The 17,280-nt window shown below is 39.2% G+C and carries 15 protein-coding genes; 13 read left to right on the top strand and 2 right to left on the bottom strand.

The features are described from left to right. Window positions 1–116: 116 nt before the first annotated feature. The 7 genes from CBM24_RS12305 (at window position 117) to CBM24_RS12335 (ending at window position 7,160) form a co-directional block, all read left to right on the top strand. Window positions 117–1,043: an NAD-dependent epimerase/dehydratase family protein gene (locus CBM24_RS12305; protein ID WP_088161448.1), complete on the top strand. Its 927-nt coding sequence runs from the start codon at window positions 117–119 to the stop codon at window positions 1,041–1,043. Between the two features lie 331 nt (window positions 1,044–1,374). Further along, window positions 1,375–2,208 (top strand): phosphatase PAP2 family protein, encoded by an 834-nt coding sequence (locus CBM24_RS12310; protein ID WP_088161449.1) that lies wholly within the window; start codon window positions 1,375–1,377, stop codon window positions 2,206–2,208. After that, window positions 2,195–3,715, top strand: a complete 1,521-nt coding sequence (gene eptA / locus CBM24_RS12315; protein WP_088161450.1) for a phosphoethanolamine--lipid A transferase EptA — start codon at window positions 2,195–2,197, stop codon at window positions 3,713–3,715. Before CBM24_RS12310 ends, eptA begins: the two co-directional genes overlap by 14 nt. A 39-nt stretch (window positions 3,716–3,754) precedes the next feature. After that, window positions 3,755–4,609 (top strand): helix-turn-helix domain-containing protein, encoded by an 855-nt coding sequence (locus tag CBM24_RS12320; protein ID WP_088161451.1) that lies wholly within the window; start codon window positions 3,755–3,757, stop codon window positions 4,607–4,609. 96 nt (window positions 4,610–4,705) lie between these two features. Then, window positions 4,706–5,356, top strand: a complete 651-nt coding sequence (locus CBM24_RS12325; RefSeq protein WP_075992506.1) for an HD domain-containing protein — start codon at window positions 4,706–4,708, stop codon at window positions 5,354–5,356. 268 nt (window positions 5,357–5,624) lie between these two features. After that, window positions 5,625–6,482, top strand: coding sequence for a penicillin-binding transpeptidase domain-containing protein (locus CBM24_RS12330; protein WP_088161452.1), 858 nt, complete (start codon window positions 5,625–5,627; stop codon window positions 6,480–6,482). 51 nt (window positions 6,483–6,533) lie between these two features. Beyond that, complete coding sequence (locus CBM24_RS12335; protein ID WP_088161453.1) at window positions 6,534–7,160, top strand: class I SAM-dependent methyltransferase; 627 nt, start codon at window positions 6,534–6,536, stop codon at window positions 7,158–7,160. Window positions 7,161–7,222: 62 nt separating this feature from the next. Here the strand turns inward: CBM24_RS12335 and CBM24_RS12340 are convergent, their stop codons facing one another. Next, window positions 7,223–7,564 carry a winged helix-turn-helix transcriptional regulator gene (locus CBM24_RS12340; protein ID WP_075992508.1) on the bottom strand — a complete coding sequence of 114 codons (342 nt, stop codon included), beginning with the start codon at window positions 7,562–7,564 and terminating at the stop codon, window positions 7,223–7,225. Between the two features lie 93 nt (window positions 7,565–7,657). On the opposite strand from CBM24_RS12340, the gene CBM24_RS12345 reads away from it, so the two are divergent. Together CBM24_RS12345 and CBM24_RS12350 are read left to right on the top strand one after the other, a co-directional pair. Continuing rightward, entirely contained in the window at window positions 7,658–8,293 is a 636-nt protein-coding gene (locus CBM24_RS12345; protein ID WP_088161454.1) for a peroxiredoxin-like family protein, read from the top strand. Beyond that, window positions 8,290–9,093: a DNA alkylation repair protein gene (locus CBM24_RS12350; protein ID WP_088161455.1), complete on the top strand. Its 804-nt coding sequence runs from the start codon at window positions 8,290–8,292 to the stop codon at window positions 9,091–9,093. Before CBM24_RS12345 ends, CBM24_RS12350 begins: the two co-directional genes overlap by 4 nt. Window positions 9,094–9,308: 215 nt before the next feature. Here the strand turns inward: CBM24_RS12350 and CBM24_RS12355 are convergent, their stop codons facing one another. After that, the gene (locus CBM24_RS12355; RefSeq protein WP_088161456.1) at window positions 9,309–9,803 is read right to left on the bottom strand and encodes an efflux RND transporter periplasmic adaptor subunit; all 495 of its coding nucleotides are present in this window, start codon (window positions 9,801–9,803) and stop codon (window positions 9,309–9,311) included. A 221-nt stretch (window positions 9,804–10,024) separates the two neighbouring features. Here CBM24_RS12355 and CBM24_RS12360 point away from each other — a divergent pair, with 221 nt between their 5' ends. From CBM24_RS12360 to CBM24_RS12375, 4 genes are all read left to right on the top strand, one after another. Beyond that, on the top strand, window positions 10,025–12,790 hold the full coding sequence (locus tag CBM24_RS12360; protein ID WP_088161457.1) for a TonB-dependent receptor domain-containing protein: 2,766 nt from the start codon (window positions 10,025–10,027) through the stop codon (window positions 12,788–12,790). Between the two features lie 17 nt (window positions 12,791–12,807). Further along, window positions 12,808–14,124, top strand: coding sequence for a DUF4876 domain-containing protein (locus tag CBM24_RS12365; RefSeq protein ID WP_088161458.1), 1,317 nt, complete (start codon window positions 12,808–12,810; stop codon window positions 14,122–14,124). 65 nt (window positions 14,125–14,189) lie between these two features. Beyond that, entirely contained in the window at window positions 14,190–15,743 is a 1,554-nt protein-coding gene (locus CBM24_RS12370) for a DUF6850 family outer membrane beta-barrel protein (protein WP_157698444.1), read from the top strand. 54 nt (window positions 15,744–15,797) lie between these two features. Next, complete coding sequence (locus CBM24_RS12375) at window positions 15,798–16,928, top strand: cytochrome-c peroxidase (RefSeq protein ID WP_088161460.1); 1,131 nt, start codon at window positions 15,798–15,800, stop codon at window positions 16,926–16,928. Window positions 16,929–17,280: the final 352 nt, after the last annotated feature.

Genomic DNA, 17,280 nt, shown 5'->3' on the forward strand with positions numbered 1-17,280 from the left:
GCGCTGAGAAAAGTTGAGCTCGGGTGCTATTCGGTATTGAACCGCAACGGTGCGGTAAATTGAACAAATATCAATATATTGGTATCAGGTGGTCATAACATAGAAAAAGGAATATTATGCAGACGATATTGGGTGCCAATGGACAAATTGGAGAAGAACTGGCGCGCGAGCTAAAGCGAAATTTTACTTCTGCTATCCGCATTGTCAGTCGAAACGTAAAAAAAGTAAACGATACTGACGAAGTTTTTTCTGCGGATCTATTGATCCGTGAACAGGCAATCGAGGCGGTGAAGGGGAGTAATATTGCCTATTTCACTTTAGGGCTTCCTATAAGTTCGGATCTATGGGAGGAACAGTTTCCAGCTATCCTTCGTCATGTGATTGATGCCTGTAAGATCAACGGTACTAAGCTTGTCTTTTTTGATAATACATATATGTATCCCCAAGACGATCGTGTTTTAACGGAGGAAAGTACCTTTGCTCCTGTCGGAAGAAAGGGGAAAGTGCGGCGGAACATTGCAGAAATGGTACTTGCTGAGATAGCATCGGGCCAGCTTGAAGCCGTTATTTGTCGAGCACCTGAATTTTATGGTCCTGGCAAAACACAAAGCATTACCAATACCCTAATTTTTGATAACATCAAAGCGGATAAAAAACTGAAAGTGCCTTTACGGGTCGATAAAAAACGAAGTCTGATTTGGACTCCCGACGCAAGCCGAGCAACTGCACTTATCGGAAATACACCTGATGCCTATGGACAGACCTGGCATTTGCCCGTGGATAAAGCGCATCCCACTTACCGGGAGTTTATCAGAATGGCAGCAGATATTTACGGTAGGGAATTCAAATATACTGTAGTTCCCAAATTTATCTTTAAAATAGGGGCTCTGTTCAATAAGCGGTTAAAGGAGCTTTTGGAACTTCTTCCACGATACGAACACAATAATCTATTTGATGATTCAAAGTTTAGAAATAGATTTCCTGAATTTGAGGTTACTTCTTACGAGCAGGGAATCGATCAGATTAAACAGGACAAGTTTTAACTTATGCATAAATGAGAGCGCAAGCGACTTTGTTCACCTGGCAACAACCGCATCTGGTCATAATATTATGCTTGAGGAGCCAACTTTGGTCATCAGCGCTTTTTCACAGCTGCTGGGAAAACTGTAAGACAAGGAAACCGATCTTCAGCCTTGTGCTCTGAGATGAAGCAAAATACGTTGAATATCGGTTTCCTTTTATGATAAAGCTTTTTTTGAGGGGCAAGTGAATCAGTAATGGGCACGGAATAAGAAAGCCTACGCTGCATTTGTAAATTCTAAATTTCTACAGAATTCGTTCCGTTCTTTACGCGTTTAAAAAGACGCGTGCAAGATGAATACTAATTCGACGATAATCCATAATTATGCTAGGCTTAGAAAATCGTTGTTCTTTCTACCTATAATTCTGTTAGCTCTGCTCATTCTATTTCTATATTTTAATCATGCATTGAATGTATATGGCTATACCGTCATTCAGAAGAGTAGCTTTTTCGCGATAAATGCTTATCTGGGGCAATATCCAAATCTTGAGTCCAATTTTACACAGTTTGGAGACTGTTTAATCAGTCTCTCGCTTTTGAGTGTCTTTCTGCGCTATGGTCCTAAATTATGGGAGGCATTAATATCAGCATCTCTAATTTCTGCTTTCTTTTCGATCCTTTTAAAGGTACTATTTGCTGTGCCACGACCCGCAGCAGTATTTAATCATACTAGTTTTTTGATTACCGGTAAGATACTTCTGGGGAACAATAGCTTGCCTTCTGGCCATTCCATCACGATATTTACAACGTTGACCGTTATCATGTATGCTTTTATGCCGCAACGATTGAGTTATAAAATAATGTGGTTTTTAGGTTTAACATTTATTGGGTTGATGCTTGCTTTATCCCGCGTCGCATTGGGGGCACACTATCCTTTAGACGTGCTCAGTGGCTGTATTATAGGATATCTTTCGGGACTGTTCGGAATTTTTTTTAGCAGGGAATTTAAAATATGGAACTGGATCAACAACAAACGGTATTATCCAATTTTCATATTATTGTTCCTCGTTTTCAGTATTGTATTGATCAATAGAATAATTAATGATAATTTGCTAATATTTTATTTTACATTTATCTGCTTAATTAGTACACTTTATAAAATCATTACCGTTTATGCTAAAAAATAGCTTAAAATTAGTTCATTTTGTACTTTTCATGAGTGTGTTGAATTTTATATTCTTCCATTTTCCATTTTATACTTTTGTTTTTAATAATGTTGATTACAGGAGCTTTGGGGGTATTGTTCTGATCGGTAGCTTAATGGTTCTGATGCTGGTGATGAATGCTTTTGTACTTTATCTGTTTTTTTCGGCGTCACGTCGTTTCGGGAAATCCATACTTGTTTTGTTCTTTCTGATCAATTCAGTCGCCGTTTATTTTGTTAACACCTATAGCGTTATTTTGGATGAAACAATGATCGGTAATATCTTGAATACCCGATATTCCGAGTCCAGCGGTTTCTTTTCCCTGAAACTGATCGTCTATCTCGTGTTTCTCGGTATTATTCCCAGTATCTTCATCATTAAAGCCAAAATAGTAAAGGATAAACCAAAGAAGTTTTTTATCACTTCCTCACTTTCGTTATTATTTATCGTTATTTTAATATTTGCCAATGCGACTAATTGGTTGTGGATCGATAAGAATTCGAAGACTTTGGGTGCACTTGCCATGCCTTGGTCTTATACCGTCAATATTTCGCGCTTTTATATTCATGAACACCAAAAAAATAAGAAAGAGATTTTATTGCCGGATGCGACGATAACGGACCACAAAAAGACAGTAGTTGTACTTGTTATAGGTGAATCTGCTCGAAGAGATAATTTTTCGTTGTATGGCTATCAGAAGAATACAAACCCTCTGCTTTCCAAAACACCCAATCTTTATCATTTTGACGCAACTTCTTGCTCTACCTATACGACAGCTGGAGTAAAATGTATTTTGGAACATAAAAATACGGATGATTTGTACGAAATCCTGCCAAATTACCTCTATAGAAATGATGTCGATGTGATCTGGCGAACAAGTAATTGGGGAGAGCCACCTGTACATATTAAAGAATATGAAACGAATGATCAACTTGCTACAAACTGTAAAGGTGAAGGATGTGCTTACGATGAGGTACTTTTAACAGGTCTAAAGGAGCGGATATCATCCAGTAAAAAAGACAAGATTTTTGTTGTGCTCCACACAAGTACAAGCCATGGACCAACATATAGCAAGAAATATCCCGCTCAATTCGAGCAGTTTAAGCCGGTCTGCAATAGTGTTGAGTTAGGAAACTGTTCTAAAGAAGAATTGATAAATGCTTATGATAACACCGTTGTTTATACAGATTATATTTTGCATAATCTGATTGAGGATCTAAAGCAATTGAAGGAATATAACAGTGCCATGTTGTTCGTCTCGGATCATGGAGAATCACTGGGTGAAAATAATCTGTATATGCACGGATTGCCGATGAGCATTGCACCAAAAGAGCAATACGAGATTCCTTTTATCGTCTGGGTGTCTGATCATTCAAAACAGTTGAAACCAAATAAAACCTTGACCCAAAATCATGTATTTCATAGTGTGCTGAAATTTTTGGATATAAAGAGCCCTATCTATGACGAGAATATGGATATTTTCAAATAGCGAGCAATAGCGATTGTCAAGGTTTATTGATTTTACAGTATGAAATCAGCTAAGAAGATTATAATTGAACCTGTAATAGATGATTCTTTTTCTATAAAACGGATAGATTACCACCTTAATGATCATGAAACATTTAATAGACTGATCTATCATCGTATTTTTTTTGTCGAAACCGGTGCCGGCTATCTTTCTATTGATAATAATGTATTTGAGCTACATGACAATAGCATTTTTCTCTTATCCAAGGGACAGATCTATGCTTTTTCAGATCAGACTTCGGTAATGGGTTTTTCCATTTCCTTTGGGGATTGTTTTTGGCAAAAGACACCTCCGAGCGCAAGTAACTGTAAAGCTGTATTGTTCAATAACACCAGTGCAAATCCATATCTGAAGCCTAATACTACCGAAGTAGTAGAGCTGTTATTTCTATTCAATGCACTGTTGTCAGAATATTGTGGTCCCCAGTATATCAATCAGATGGATGCTCTTGCGGCGTTTTTGAAAATTATTATGATTAAACTTGCGAACGTTAAACTGACCGCGGAAGCAACTTTCGATAGTCAGGATTACATCTTGTATCGCAAATTTATGGAAATGCTCAGTGCACAGTTTGATCAATATCATGCCGTGTCGGAGTATGCCAAAATGCTTCATATTTCAGCACGAAGATTAAGCGAACTTTGTAAACGATGTAGCGGGATTAAGGCGAAGGAGATCATTAATGGACAGCTCATAGCAGAAGCGAAACGGTTGCTGCAGTTTAGTGCGATAACAGTGAAAGAAATCGCCTATGCACTTAATTTTAATTCGGCAGAACAATTTAGTCATTTTTTTAAAAAGAATACAAAACTCTCTCCCCTGAACTACCGTAATCAATTTGTCGATGCAGAGTGAAAATTGCACACGGTAAATTTTGACATTTCAAACGTACTTATTGCTATTCCTATGGGGCTGTTGCCGTCATAACTTTGTCCTAAATATCTTAAAGTTATGGCAGTAAATCATCTAAAAAAAGTGGCCGGCATTGTTATTCCGGACAGTAAAATCGCAACGCAAGCGACAGCATTACTATTGGAACATGGTACTGAATTTATCTATAACCATTCGTTGCGTGTCTTCCTATTTTCATCTTTAAATGCAAAACGTAAAAATTTGGTCTACGACAGTGAATTGTTGTATGTAGCTTCCGTATTTCATGATTTGGGCTTAGTATCGCATTACAGTAGTGCAGATCTTCGTTTTGAAGTGGATGGCGCTAACGCCGCCCGAGACTTTCTAAAAAGCCATGGTGTAGAGTCGACGAAATTACAGCTTGTATGGGATACCATAGCACTCCATACAAGCATAGGAATTGCTGAACACAAAGAAAATGAAGTTGCCCTGATGTACTCGGGCGTTGGGCTTGATGTGATGGGTGAGGGCTATGCGCATTTAAGTGCCAAAAATAGAGAAGAGATTGTTCAAGCCTTTCCAAGGGATAATTTTAAAAAGAAAATTATCCCGACTTTTTTTGAAGGTTTTGAGCATAAGACAGAAACCACATTTGGCAATATAAAGGCAGATGTGTGCGCTTTTATGATCCCTAATTTTGAGCGAAAGAACTTTTGCGATTGTATTCTTCATTCGCCTTGGTCTGAATAGTAAGTCTAATCCCGAGGTTTGAATAACAGGTTCGGATCACATAGCTTTCGGGACTATCTTGCTTTAGCGATAGTCCCGCGCTATTTTCTCCTATTCAATACTATCCCAATAATCGACGACTGACTTCTAACCGAGCTAAAGCACATCTTGTATGTATATCGTGTATTGGATATTTGAAATTCGTTAAATTTATGTCTTAACTTTATAAAGGCTCTAGTATAGTTTTCAAGTTTCAATTTGTACAATGGCTTATTAATGGTATCAACGTATGGTTTTAAATAGTATTTATCAGATGATCTTCAAATCGATTTTGTTTATAACAATGACGGTGATTTCGTTTGACTTGTTGGCCCAAGCTCGAAATCCTGATAAGAAGATCGTCAGATCTGACTTTCAAAAATATTTTGATGAGTGTCATGTTAATGGCGCTGTTGCACTTTATGACAATAATAAAGGTGCTTGGATTTTGTCCGATACATCGGACACACAAGTTGCAACATTACCTGCGTCAACTTTTAAGATTATAAATATGTTGATTGCCTTGGAAACTAAGACGATCAAAGATGAAAATAGCATCGTTCCATGGCCCGGGTCAACAGATACCTTAAAATATGGCTACCGACCGGATATTTATAAAAATATCAGTGTAAAAGAAGCATTCGCAGTGTCTGCAGGTTGGGCATTTATCGAGTTAGCAAAGAAAATTGATCGTTCTGTCTATCGGAAGTATCTCAAAGCTTGTAACTACGGGAATATGGACCTTTCCGAATCAGGTCCCGACTTCTGGAATTTTGGTCCAATGGGCATCTCACCAATTAATCAGGTTGAATTTTTGAAAAAGCTTTATGATGGAAATTTGCCATTTTCAAAAAGAAATATGGATATTGTCAAAGGTGTTATGATTTCGGAACAAAACGCAGACTATACGGTTCGGTCTAAAACGGGCTGGACAATGGCTAATCAGATCAACACTGGATGGTGGATAGGCTATGTTGAACAAAAGGAAAATGTTTATTTCTTTGCAACGCGACTTATTCAGGACCGGAAGTTCAACAGCCCTGATTTCTCGAGCTGCCGCAAGGCGATTACACGGAAAATTTTTAAGGATCTAAAGATTTTGCCCTAAAACCAAGGCTGTTCGTTATCAGTCAATAAATTTTATCAGGACAATAGACAGATGGAAAATTTTAATCGAAAAAAGCATTGGGAAGAGATATACGAAAATAAGCCGCTGGAATCAGTTAGCTGGTACCAGCCTACCCCAGAAGTATCACTACATTTTATAAATCAATCTAGTCTCCCAAAAAAGGCTAAAATTATTGATATAGGTGGTGGTGACAGTTTCCTGGTTGATTTCTTATTAAAAGCAGGATTTGAAGATATTACTGTATTGGATATTTCCAGCACTGCCATTGAAAGAGCGAAGAAGCGATTAGGGAATCAAGCGACTAAAGTCAAATGGATTGTTTCAGATATCTTAGACTTCGTTCCCGATACACCATATGATTTTTGGCATGACCGGGCCACATTTCATTTTTTGACTGCTCGCCAAGAGATTGAACGCTACATCGAAATCGCAGATCAAGCAATTGCAGTGGGAGGTATTTTGGTTGTTGGAACCTTTTCTGAACAGGGGCCAACGAAATGCAGTGGCATTACAATTAAACAATATTCAGCACAATCGATAAGCGATTTGTTCCAGACATATTTTAGGAAAATTGAATGTATAGATATTGACCATATAACACCCTTCGACACCAAACAGCGTTTTGTGTTTTGCAGTTTTCGCAAAGAGCTGTTATAGCAGGGTCGAATACTTCTCTCGCAATAGAGCATCGCTATGTCGATCGAATCTGCCCGTTTGTGCTAACTTTTATTGGAATTTTCCAATAAAAGTTCTCCCCAAGCATTCAATTTCCAGAGTACTTCCACTAAACTTTTCCCTAAGGGGGTCAATGAATACTCCACTCTTGGAGGAAGCTCATGGAAAGATTGTTTGATTAGAATGCCATCATTGACCATTTCACCCAATTGTTGGTTTAGCACTCGTCTATCAACTTTTGCGATACCACGAAGCATTTCACTTGGGCGTTTTTCCCCTTCATTGATACGCCATACAATAGGAATTTTCCATTTCCCACTAATCGCATTGACGGCAAATTCCAATGGACATATTTTTTGTTTTATTGCTTTCTCTGTTATACGCATAAAATTGACTTTTTTGTCCCATAGGGATAATAAAATGCGGTATTGTGATTGTGCATTTACTTTTAAAACTTTGCAGAAATAACATACAGCATCATGAAAAATTTAGAATACGAAATTGCTAAATTAAATGCGAATTTAGCAACTCTTCCTCTCGAAATAAAGGAAATATTTGGCAGATCGATTCAGGATCTACAGTCTGGGGATCTAACCGAAAAGAGCCTGCAGATAGGGGACAAGTTCCCTGATTTTAGTTTGGTGAATTCGAAGCGTGAAGAAATTGAGCTGGGAAAACTTCTGAAGAAAGGAAAGGTCATTGTGGCCTTTTTCCGCGGTAGCTGGTGTCCCTACTGTAATCTCGAGTTAAGAGCTTTACAACAGAATTTGACTCATTTTAATGCTTTTGAAGCCACTCTTCTTGCAATTTCGCCACAAGTGCCTAAATTTAGCGAAGCACTTCTGACGGACAACAATTTGGATTTCGAATTGTTGTTTGACGAAGATAATACTTTGGCAATCAGTGTTGGCATCTCATTTGAACTTCAGGATTATGCCATTTCAAGCTATAATCGCTTGGGAATCAATTTGTCCGCCTACAATGGTAATGACAGCAACAGACTGCCGGTCCCTGCTGTTTTTGTGATCGATCCTGATTATACAATATCTTATCGATTTATGGATGTCAACTATATGAATAGAGTTAATATCGAAGAGTTAATAGCACAGCTATGAGTAAAATACAACGTAAAGGAGCAAGACGGATAGCGGATATTTCGATAGATTGCCTGGCCAGTCTGAACCGCGGAGAAATTGAAACTGCAAATCTTATGGAGTGGCTCGCTGTTGACCAACGGTTTTTACTCGAGTATATCCTTCAGCAAAATGGACGCATTCATTACTTGAAACCAATCTTAGCGCTGCTTGATCAGTTACAGAAACCGACGGTAAATTCCATCAATGAAACGATCGGGCGGGCGCTGCTCGATTTGATCACACAATATCGTGATAATACCTTCCTGACAATACTATCCAATCATACTGCAGATCTCGTGCGTTGCTGGGCAACCTACACGGTCGGAGATGATAAGCAGCTTGAAATTGAGAAATTACTGTTGTCAATGCGTCCTTTTGCTGCAGATCGGCATTTTGGGGTGCGAGAAATCAGCTGGATGGCGATACGTAATAGGATAGCTTTGGACTTGGAAAAGAGTATTGCCGGTCTGAGTCTATGGACGGTGGAGAAGGATGAAAATTTGAGACGTTTTGCTTCGGAGGCAACCCGACCGAGAGGCGTATGGTGTAAGCACATCGATCGCTTGAAGCAGGAGCCAAGTCTAGCCTTGTCTATTTTAGAACCGCTAAAATCTGACCCTTCAAAATATGTTCAGGATAGTGTTGGAAATTGGCTGAATGACGCAAGTAAAAGCCAACCCGGTTTTGTTAGGGCACTTTGTAATCGCTGGGAACAAGAAAGTGATACCAAGGAAACACGATACATCATTCGAAAAGCACTTCGAACTATCCTGAAATAAATATGTCCGGTAATTATCGAACAAAAAATGATGATCGCCCGCTTGAGCGACATTTGACCTCAGTTTACGGCAATAAATCTGAGTTTGCGTATTTTAACTAAAGCAGTTTAGATGGCTGATCGGCTTATCCGAAATTAAAAGCCGCCATTCATTGTTCTTAAAAGGACGATAAATGGCGGCTATCACTTGAAATGATTTATTCGATATGTATGATTTTACTCTTCCTTATTCTGTGCTTTCATTAGTAACGCGAAAGCATTTTTTAGTGCTAATTGTGTGTTCGGTTGAATGTTATCGGCCTGAATCTGCTGTTTTCCGTTCTCTTGGATACCTAATTTTACCTCATTCATTTGAAATGAACCAGCGCTATGTTGCACAAATACAAAATATTTATTTTGCCAACGTACGATTGCCTCTTCTGGTACAACCATTGCCTTGGTATTATTGATATGAAGATCGGCATTCATGAACATTCCAGGGGTTAAAATAGCATCGGATTTTTGAAAACGGCATAGCACTTCGGCCATTCTATTTTCATCAAAAGTGCGGTTGACAAGAAAGACTGTGGCCGGAATTTTTCGAGCGACTTCCGTATTGGCATACGCAGAAACGGTATTTCCTATCTTGACTTTAGCTAGATCTTTTTCGAACAGCTGTAGGGAAAGATACATGTCTGATGGATTAACAATCTCAAATAGGATATCTGTCATCACAACCCCATTTCAGCCACCCAATGATTAAGCTATGCGAACCATAGGGTGCCGTTTTACAGCTTTGTGCGTTTTTGTGGCTTTGTTGTAATCGTTTGTGCGTTATATTATTTAGAATAATTAAAAATAATTCTAAATAATAGGTTTTAATACCTTACATTTGCAACTGTTTAGAATTGTTTTAAATAAATACGCTTTTTTATGCGTTTTTATTCTTACTTATGAAAAAGCTCTATTGGACTAGTTTCATCTTGATTTGCACAGCTGCAAATGCACATGGACAGTCAATATACATCCAGGGAAAGATCACTAATAGTAATAAGAATGTACTATTGGGAAGCACCGTGATTTTGGATCAACTGGGACTCTCCAGTATGACAGATGGTGCTGGTGAATATCGTCTAACCATCCCCAAAGAGCAGCTTGGCAAATTTGTTACCTTGTCGGTTTCCTATATCGGTAAGAAAAAGGTTGAAAGAACAGTCTTGTTGGATTCGATAAAGAAGATTGAAAATTTTTTGTTGCAGGATATGAGTCTTGCACTTGATGAAGTTGCAGTACAGGCGAAGCGGGGAGAGCTGAGTAACTCTTCACTTGTGTTTGATCGGGAAATGATTGAACGGTATCCTGCACTCAGTTTAAATGATCTTTTGAACCGATTGCCAAACCGGAAGAATACTGCTCCTTCTGTACAGGAGATGCAAAATCTAACGCTGAGAGGTGCTTTTAGTGAGACTACAGGGCGCTCGCGCGAGGTTAATGAATTGAATAACTCCTTTGGTGTCGCTATTATAATGGATGACATGGTTTTGGGCAATAATGGAAATATGCAAGGACGGAATGCAGGAATATTTGGCATGTCTTCCTCAACGAATGCAATTAGACCATCAGATTATGGTTTAACAGGCCGCCCCACAACAGGAAAATTCTATTCCGGAGAAAATGTGTTCAGCGGTCTGGATTTGCGTCAGATTCCGATAGAAAATATCGAACATTTGGAAGTTATTTCAGGCGTAGCACCAGCACGTTATGGCGATTTGTCAAACGGTGCCGTTATCATCGAAAGACAGGCAGGCAAGACCCCGGCTTTTTTTAGGCTTCAAGTTCGGAGTAATGCAACTTCATATAGTCTGTCCAAGGGAATGTCACTGGGAAAAAAGCTTGGGACAATTAACCTGGATTTAGGTTATGTGCAATCTTACGCAGATAATAGAGACAAGCTGAAACAATACGACCGCGTGAATGGAACTTTGATCTGGACAAACTATTATGGCACCGATAAGCGTCTGAAACAGACTTTTTCAGGGTCTTACAATAAAGTTATTGATCAGGTCCGAAAGGATCCGGATGACCCACTCTCGAATGCCATTTCTTTTGGTGGCTGGGGCTGGAATGCTTCTAGTCGAACCAATTACAATTTGGATCATAAATTCCTCAAAAGTATCAGTTTCAATGCAGGACTAAGTTCAACACTGCAGAAAACCTATCGTGAGTATTACTATAATGGTGCAGTCGTGCTCTATACCGATTCTGTGCAAACTGGAATTGTAGAAGGACAATATGCCCCTGGTCAGTATACTGCTCTGGATCATGTGGACAATAGGCCATTGAATTTAAATGCCCGATTGGAAGGAAATGCTGTTGCCATTACAGGCGATATTATCCACAAGATAAACTTCGGAAGTAACTATAGTTATGACATCAACCGTGGAAAGGGGCGAATTGCAGATCCTTCTATTCCAAAAAAGGATCTTGGAGCAAGATCGGATAGGTATTATGATTTTTCATTAACAAACGCTTTGCAAAACCTGGGTTTGTATGCCGAGGATGCAATGCGGACCAAAGTATGGGGAAGGGATCTTAGCATGCGGGCGGGAGTTCGCTGGGATCTTATGAATGGTCACTCATCCATTTCTCCAAGAACCAACATCAATTATTCACTTTCTAAATCAACTCAGATTGGACTGGCATATGGCCTATCCTTCAAATCTCCTGGATTAGCACAACTATATCCCGGGCCGACCTTTGATGAAATTATATTGCTAAATTCCTATAATGGTAAAGTCAACGAAAGTATGGCATTGATTTACTTGCGGCGTTATGAAAAAGATAATAGCAATCTCAAGAGTAGTGTAGGGCAAACCCTCGAATCATCACTTTCATGGCATAAGAATGGGCATCAGCTGCGTACCAATCTTTTTTATAAAAAAAATACGCGCGGAATCAACACGGTTACGGCTGATCAATTAATGGACTTGCCTACATATACGGCCACTGCGGTGCCCGGGGGCAAACCAACAGTTGAACAGACGGGGACGAGAAAGTATTTAATGTCTAATTTGTACTTTGCCAATAGTAATAAATCGTCCAATTTTGGTGCAGAAGTCATGTATTCTACACCCAGAATTCAACAGATTATGACGACTTTCTCCGCTACAGCCGCATTTACTTTGGCTAATTCTAGTTCTAATACGCTGAGCCGTTTGAATTTTAATACCGAAAAAACAGCTTTAGATGACGTTGTCCTTGGATTTTTTCCATCGAAATCCACGAAGAACTATTTAAGTAGAGCGCAATTACGAAGTTCGACTCATTTTCCGGCGTTGCGTTTGATTATTGAACTGAGTGCAGACTGTGAATTATTAAACTACAATAAATCTAACTACCGAGATATTATTCCTGTAGGATATTATACACGCGATTATACGTATCATGCCATTGAGCAGTTTGATATGAGCAACCCGAAGCATCTCGAACTCTATACAGGAAGGAAAGAGGAAGCTGACCGGGCAAATATTGAAAACAACTACGTCTACTGGAACTTCGGTCTTAATATGGCTAAGGAAATAGGCAAGAATATTTACCTGTCATTTAATGTCTATAACTTTTTGGATTACCAACCGCGATTTTATAGGGAAGGGGCTACCTCAGTGCAAGCTCCGAATTCTTCTCCTAATTATGGCGCCCAACTGACTTATAAATTTTAACATAAAAACTAAACAAGATGAAAACTCATTACTTAATTCCTTTTCTCTTTTTACCTTTTATTTCCTGTAAAAAAGATAATACACCTGATATACAACCACTGGATATTAAGCTGAACTTAACATACGCTTCTGAAAATTTTAACACCAAGTTGGACTTAAGCAAGGCTATTGTTACGATTACCAACCTAGCAACAAAAACCAGTGGTACATATTCCGCGTCACAAGGTGTGGTCAATTTGACCTCCATTATGCCAGGTGAGTATGATATTGATGCTTCTATTACAATACCTAAGGAGCAATACAATAGTTTAACAGGCGAATCAAGCAAAGAGGACGTTACATTTAATGCTTCCCTGAAAAAAATCAGTTTAACCAGTTCTACGACTTTGGACTTGGAATTGATTGCAGGTCTATTGGGCGATTTTGTCATCAAGCAGATTTACTATGCGGGTTCTGATAATAAAGAAGGGGCTTTGTTCAGAGATCAGTTTTTTGAAGTTTACAATAATACAGACCGTGTTTTATATGCCGATAGCCTCTACTTTGGCCGGTTATGGGGAAGACAGTCTCCGACCAGTCAATCCGATTATTACCAGCCAAATGGCCAATTGGATTGGAGTAAATCGTTAGGAATGGTAAGCGTTGAATCCGCGAATACAGATTATGTTTACTTAAGAGATTTATTTATGATTCCTGGCAACGGAAAGACCTATCCAGTGGAACCTGGTAAAAGTATTGTGATTGCCCAAAATGCACTAAACCATAAAGCGCCGTTTGTCGGCAATAATGGCAAGGAAGTAGCCATCAAGAATCCGGATCTTACAGTAGATCTTAGTAAAGCCAATTTTGAGGTTTATTATGGAGATATCCCTGGGAAAACTCCTTTTGCAACAGATATTGACAATGCTGCTGTACCCAATGTTGAGATATTAGATTATACAGGCAATGACTGGATATTAGATAATTTAGGGCGCGACGGTTATGTTATTTTTAAACACGCAAATCGTTCGGATGTGGAGAATCTGAAGAGCTATACTGAGCCATCCATCAGCGTTCCGACCTCTACCGCAAAAAAATATAGACAGTTACCTGTCCGTTGGATTATGGATGCCGTTGAGGTGCAGCCAAACACCGAGGATGCTCGAATTCCTAAAAAATTGACAGCATCACAGGATGCCGGTTATACTTTCGCACCACTAGGCGGCTATTCGTCACAATCCGTTATTCGCAAGACCGAAAGAACTACTAATGGAGTTCGTAAATTAAGGGACACAAATAATTCTACAGCGGACTTTATGGTGATAAAAGCTAATCCATTTGGATTTGGTGATTAATGACAAACGGTTATTCCAATACCAGCTTTCCGAACGAAAGCTGGTATTTTATAAAAAATACCTGAATGAAAAGTGTGAGATACATCATGTTGTTTTGGGGTGCTTTCTTAGCCTATCACCCTGTCATAGGGCAAAGTAAGTCCAATTCTTTAGATTCAACAGCAGCTTTGAACTATTGGTATCAACCATCATTTGTGATAATGCATGATATGGCAATACGAAATAGGGTATGGATTCCTGAGGAGATCAAAAATAGATCTTCCCTATTAGGTATTCAGCACAGCAAGGGACAAGGCGGCTTTAAGGCGGCTCAGGGAACTGATGGTCTCAGTCAATCCCAATTTTATACGGAAGGGAAGACCGATTGGCGCAAGACTAGCTTTTGGGGGAGATTTTCATATGATCACTCCGTAGAAGACAGCACAGCTTTGCGGCACCAATCCCGATGGAATGCGGATGCGCCATTGTATTTTGGTTCGTTGCGAAAAAATAAATACAATCGGGAGACCTATAAGCTCGATGCGGGAATCCAAAGAGCTTTCTTCGATGCTAAGCTCCCGATTTCCCTTGGTATAGATTATCGATTGGGCTCACATTATTCAAACAATGACCCCAGAGGCGATATCAAGGATATGAACCTTCAGTTTGAATTGAGTGCTGGTCACAATCTTCCGATACTTTCTTATCATATTGCTGGTATTTGGGGGTATGGTTCTGAACGTGCCAACGTCGGTTATAAAAATGAAAAGTATACAACAAATAAAGAGGATCCATTGTATGTCAATTGGATGATGAACGGTTTTGGAAGTGCGAAGGACCGACTAAAAGAAATTAATTACTATGATATTATCCATCGTAAAGGAGTTGGTGCCCATATCTTACTGAAACCCAATGATAGGAATAAGATTTATCTCAATGGCCGCTACCTTAATGAAGAACAATCATTCAGACGAAATGATAATTCTAAACAAACCTATTTGTCCTTAAATGATTATAAAAAGGATATCGGATCAATCGATTTTTTATGGAGCCGGCAGATGAATCATAAGCAATTGATTAGGGTAGCACTGCAGGGGAAAATTGAAAATGGCCAGGATTTTAATTATACTTATCTAGCGAATAACTACACCTATCGCCGCCATGAAATTTCGTTAAAAACTCAACTAGGGGTACACCAGTATTTGTTTGAAGGCCATGCTGGTATGTATAAGACCGAAAAAAAAGATGGTGTTAGCAGTAACCAAATGGATTTTGATCAAATTAGATTGGGACTCGGATTAAATCGTACATTTCAGGTTAATGAAAAGTCTGAAATAATAGGAACGATTGGATATTTTAAACAGTGGTCGCCAACCCATAATTTGTCTGTATCTGAGTTGAATACGGGTGATTTTGGGAAGCAAATACTCTATCAAGATTATCTTTACGATACCGCCTCGAGTGATAATTTTAATATGTCATGGGTATGGGGCACGCGCCATGCGAAGAATAATTGGAGTATACAGCTCCAGATGAATTATCAGTATAGGGGTAATTTGGTGCCGGTAGACTACACGTTGTCAAGTGTGCCAGGTAAAGATTGGTTTTTGGGTAAATTAGGGGTTTCCTATATTTTTTAAAAAAATAGATTGATTAGTAATCCTACTTCTTTATAAGAATAGTTAAGAGAGAAAATGAAAAAGCAGTTTTGTGTATTGGCCACTATTGTTGGTTTTGTAGGCTTGCTTTCTATGAAAGATCGACAGCAAGCCTTTGATGATGAGATACAGCTATATTATCGACGACCAGTGGACGAATGGCCAAAACCAACAATCGATGTAGGGGCTCATTGGAGTGAATTCAAGTCTCTACCCAAGATCGATACCAGCTATTTTTCTTTAATGGAAAAGCCTGATGTGAAGTTGGGAAAATATCTTTTTTTTGACCCTATTCTATCGGGGAGCAATCAAATATCCTGTAGCAGCTGTCATAACCCGCAAACTTCCTGGGCTGACAAGCTTACGGTACCAGTTGGCAATGATCATCTGGAGGGCACCCGCAATACTCCATCTTTGCTCAATGTTTATGCACGAAAGGAACTGTTTTGGGACGGCCGCGCTGGTTCGCTGGAGGAGCAAGCATTGGGTCCTATCGAAGCACACCACGAAATGGATATGGAATTGACAAAACTGATTCCCAAGTTAAAGGCCATTTCTGCATACAACAAATTGTTTGTGGATGCATTCGGGGATGCGGATTATTCAATGCCAGAGGTGCTTGAAGCCTTGAGTGCTTTTCAACGGACACTAACAAGTAGAAGGAGTCGTTTTGACGAGTTTTTAGATGGTAATTATAAAGTATTGTCTGATCAGGAAGTTCGCGGTCTTCATTTATTTCGTACGAAGGCGCGTTGCATGAATTGTCATAATGGTCAATTTTTTACCGATGATCTGTACCACAATATTGGGCTTACCTATTACAAACGGAAATATCAGGACCTGGGGCGATACGAGATTACAAAGGATCCTGCCGATGTGGGACGTTTTCGGACACCATCCCTGCGCGACGTGATGAATACCGATCCGTGGATGCACAACGGACTGTTTTGGAATATGACCGGGCTATTGAATATGTACAATAGTGGTATGCAGATGAATTCCGCTACTGCCGAACAGAAAGCGAAAGATCCACTGTATCCTGTAACCGATCCATTGATGCAACCCCTAAATCTGACGAAAGATGAAATAAAAGATATTGAGTCCTTTTTGCACGCCATCACAGCGACTTCTTATCGTATGCGCCGTCCCGAAAGTTTACCAAGATAAATGACCGTCGAACAATATTCAAGCTGTGTTTGGGTATTGTTCAATATGACGTAATTGGGGGGAGACAGCTTCTTGCAAAAAAAAGGTTACCCAAATATTGGATAACCAATGTTTTAAACAGATACTGGTAGGGTGTTTATTTTTTTTAAATATCGTGAATGCTAACGACTTATAAAGAAATTTTAAAAAGATAGCCATATCTGTTTGTCTACCTCTTTTTTGTTCCGACTAATTTGTATCTTAATAAACTGTATAGCCATCCGCAACCTCATGTTTTAAGGCCTTAAATAGGGTTATTAGTTTGTTGGTTGTATTAGCTTCAAATCGCTGTCAAAAGAATATTGCTGCAGTT

The sequence above is a fragment of the Sphingobacterium sp. G1-14 genome, assembly GCF_002196555.1.
Lineage (GTDB): Bacteria > Bacteroidota > Bacteroidia > Sphingobacteriales > Sphingobacteriaceae > Sphingobacterium > Sphingobacterium siyangense.

What these genes read in the sequence shown, in the direction of transcription:
- CBM24_RS12305 (WP_088161448.1), top strand. Translation starts at nt 117, where the DNA reads ATGCAGACGATATTGGGTGCCAATGGACAAATTGGAGAAGAACTGGCG.
- CBM24_RS12310 (WP_088161449.1), top strand. Translation starts at nt 1,375, where the DNA reads ATGAATACTAATTCGACGATAATCCATAATTATGCTAGGCTTAGAAAA.
- eptA (WP_088161450.1), top strand. Translation starts at nt 2,195, where the DNA reads ATGCTAAAAAATAGCTTAAAATTAGTTCATTTTGTACTTTTCATGAGT.
- CBM24_RS12320 (WP_088161451.1), top strand. Translation starts at nt 3,755, where the DNA reads ATGAAATCAGCTAAGAAGATTATAATTGAACCTGTAATAGATGATTCT.
- CBM24_RS12325 (WP_075992506.1), top strand. Translation starts at nt 4,706, where the DNA reads ATGGCAGTAAATCATCTAAAAAAAGTGGCCGGCATTGTTATTCCGGAC.
- CBM24_RS12330 (WP_088161452.1), top strand. Translation starts at nt 5,625, where the DNA reads ATGGTTTTAAATAGTATTTATCAGATGATCTTCAAATCGATTTTGTTT.
- CBM24_RS12335 (WP_088161453.1), top strand. Translation starts at nt 6,534, where the DNA reads ATGGAAAATTTTAATCGAAAAAAGCATTGGGAAGAGATATACGAAAAT.
- CBM24_RS12340 (WP_075992508.1), bottom strand. Translation starts at nt 7,564, where the DNA reads ATGCGTATAACAGAGAAAGCAATAAAACAAAAAATATGTCCATTGGAA.
- CBM24_RS12345 (WP_088161454.1), top strand. Translation starts at nt 7,658, where the DNA reads ATGAAAAATTTAGAATACGAAATTGCTAAATTAAATGCGAATTTAGCA.
- CBM24_RS12350 (WP_088161455.1), top strand. Translation starts at nt 8,290, where the DNA reads ATGAGTAAAATACAACGTAAAGGAGCAAGACGGATAGCGGATATTTCG.
- CBM24_RS12355 (WP_088161456.1), bottom strand. Translation starts at nt 9,803, where the DNA reads ATGACAGATATCCTATTTGAGATTGTTAATCCATCAGACATGTATCTT.
- CBM24_RS12360 (WP_088161457.1), top strand. Translation starts at nt 10,025, where the DNA reads ATGAAAAAGCTCTATTGGACTAGTTTCATCTTGATTTGCACAGCTGCA.
- CBM24_RS12365 (WP_088161458.1), top strand. Translation starts at nt 12,808, where the DNA reads ATGAAAACTCATTACTTAATTCCTTTTCTCTTTTTACCTTTTATTTCC.
- CBM24_RS12370 (WP_157698444.1), top strand. Translation starts at nt 14,190, where the DNA reads ATGAAAAGTGTGAGATACATCATGTTGTTTTGGGGTGCTTTCTTAGCC.
- CBM24_RS12375 (WP_088161460.1), top strand. Translation starts at nt 15,798, where the DNA reads ATGAAAAAGCAGTTTTGTGTATTGGCCACTATTGTTGGTTTTGTAGGC.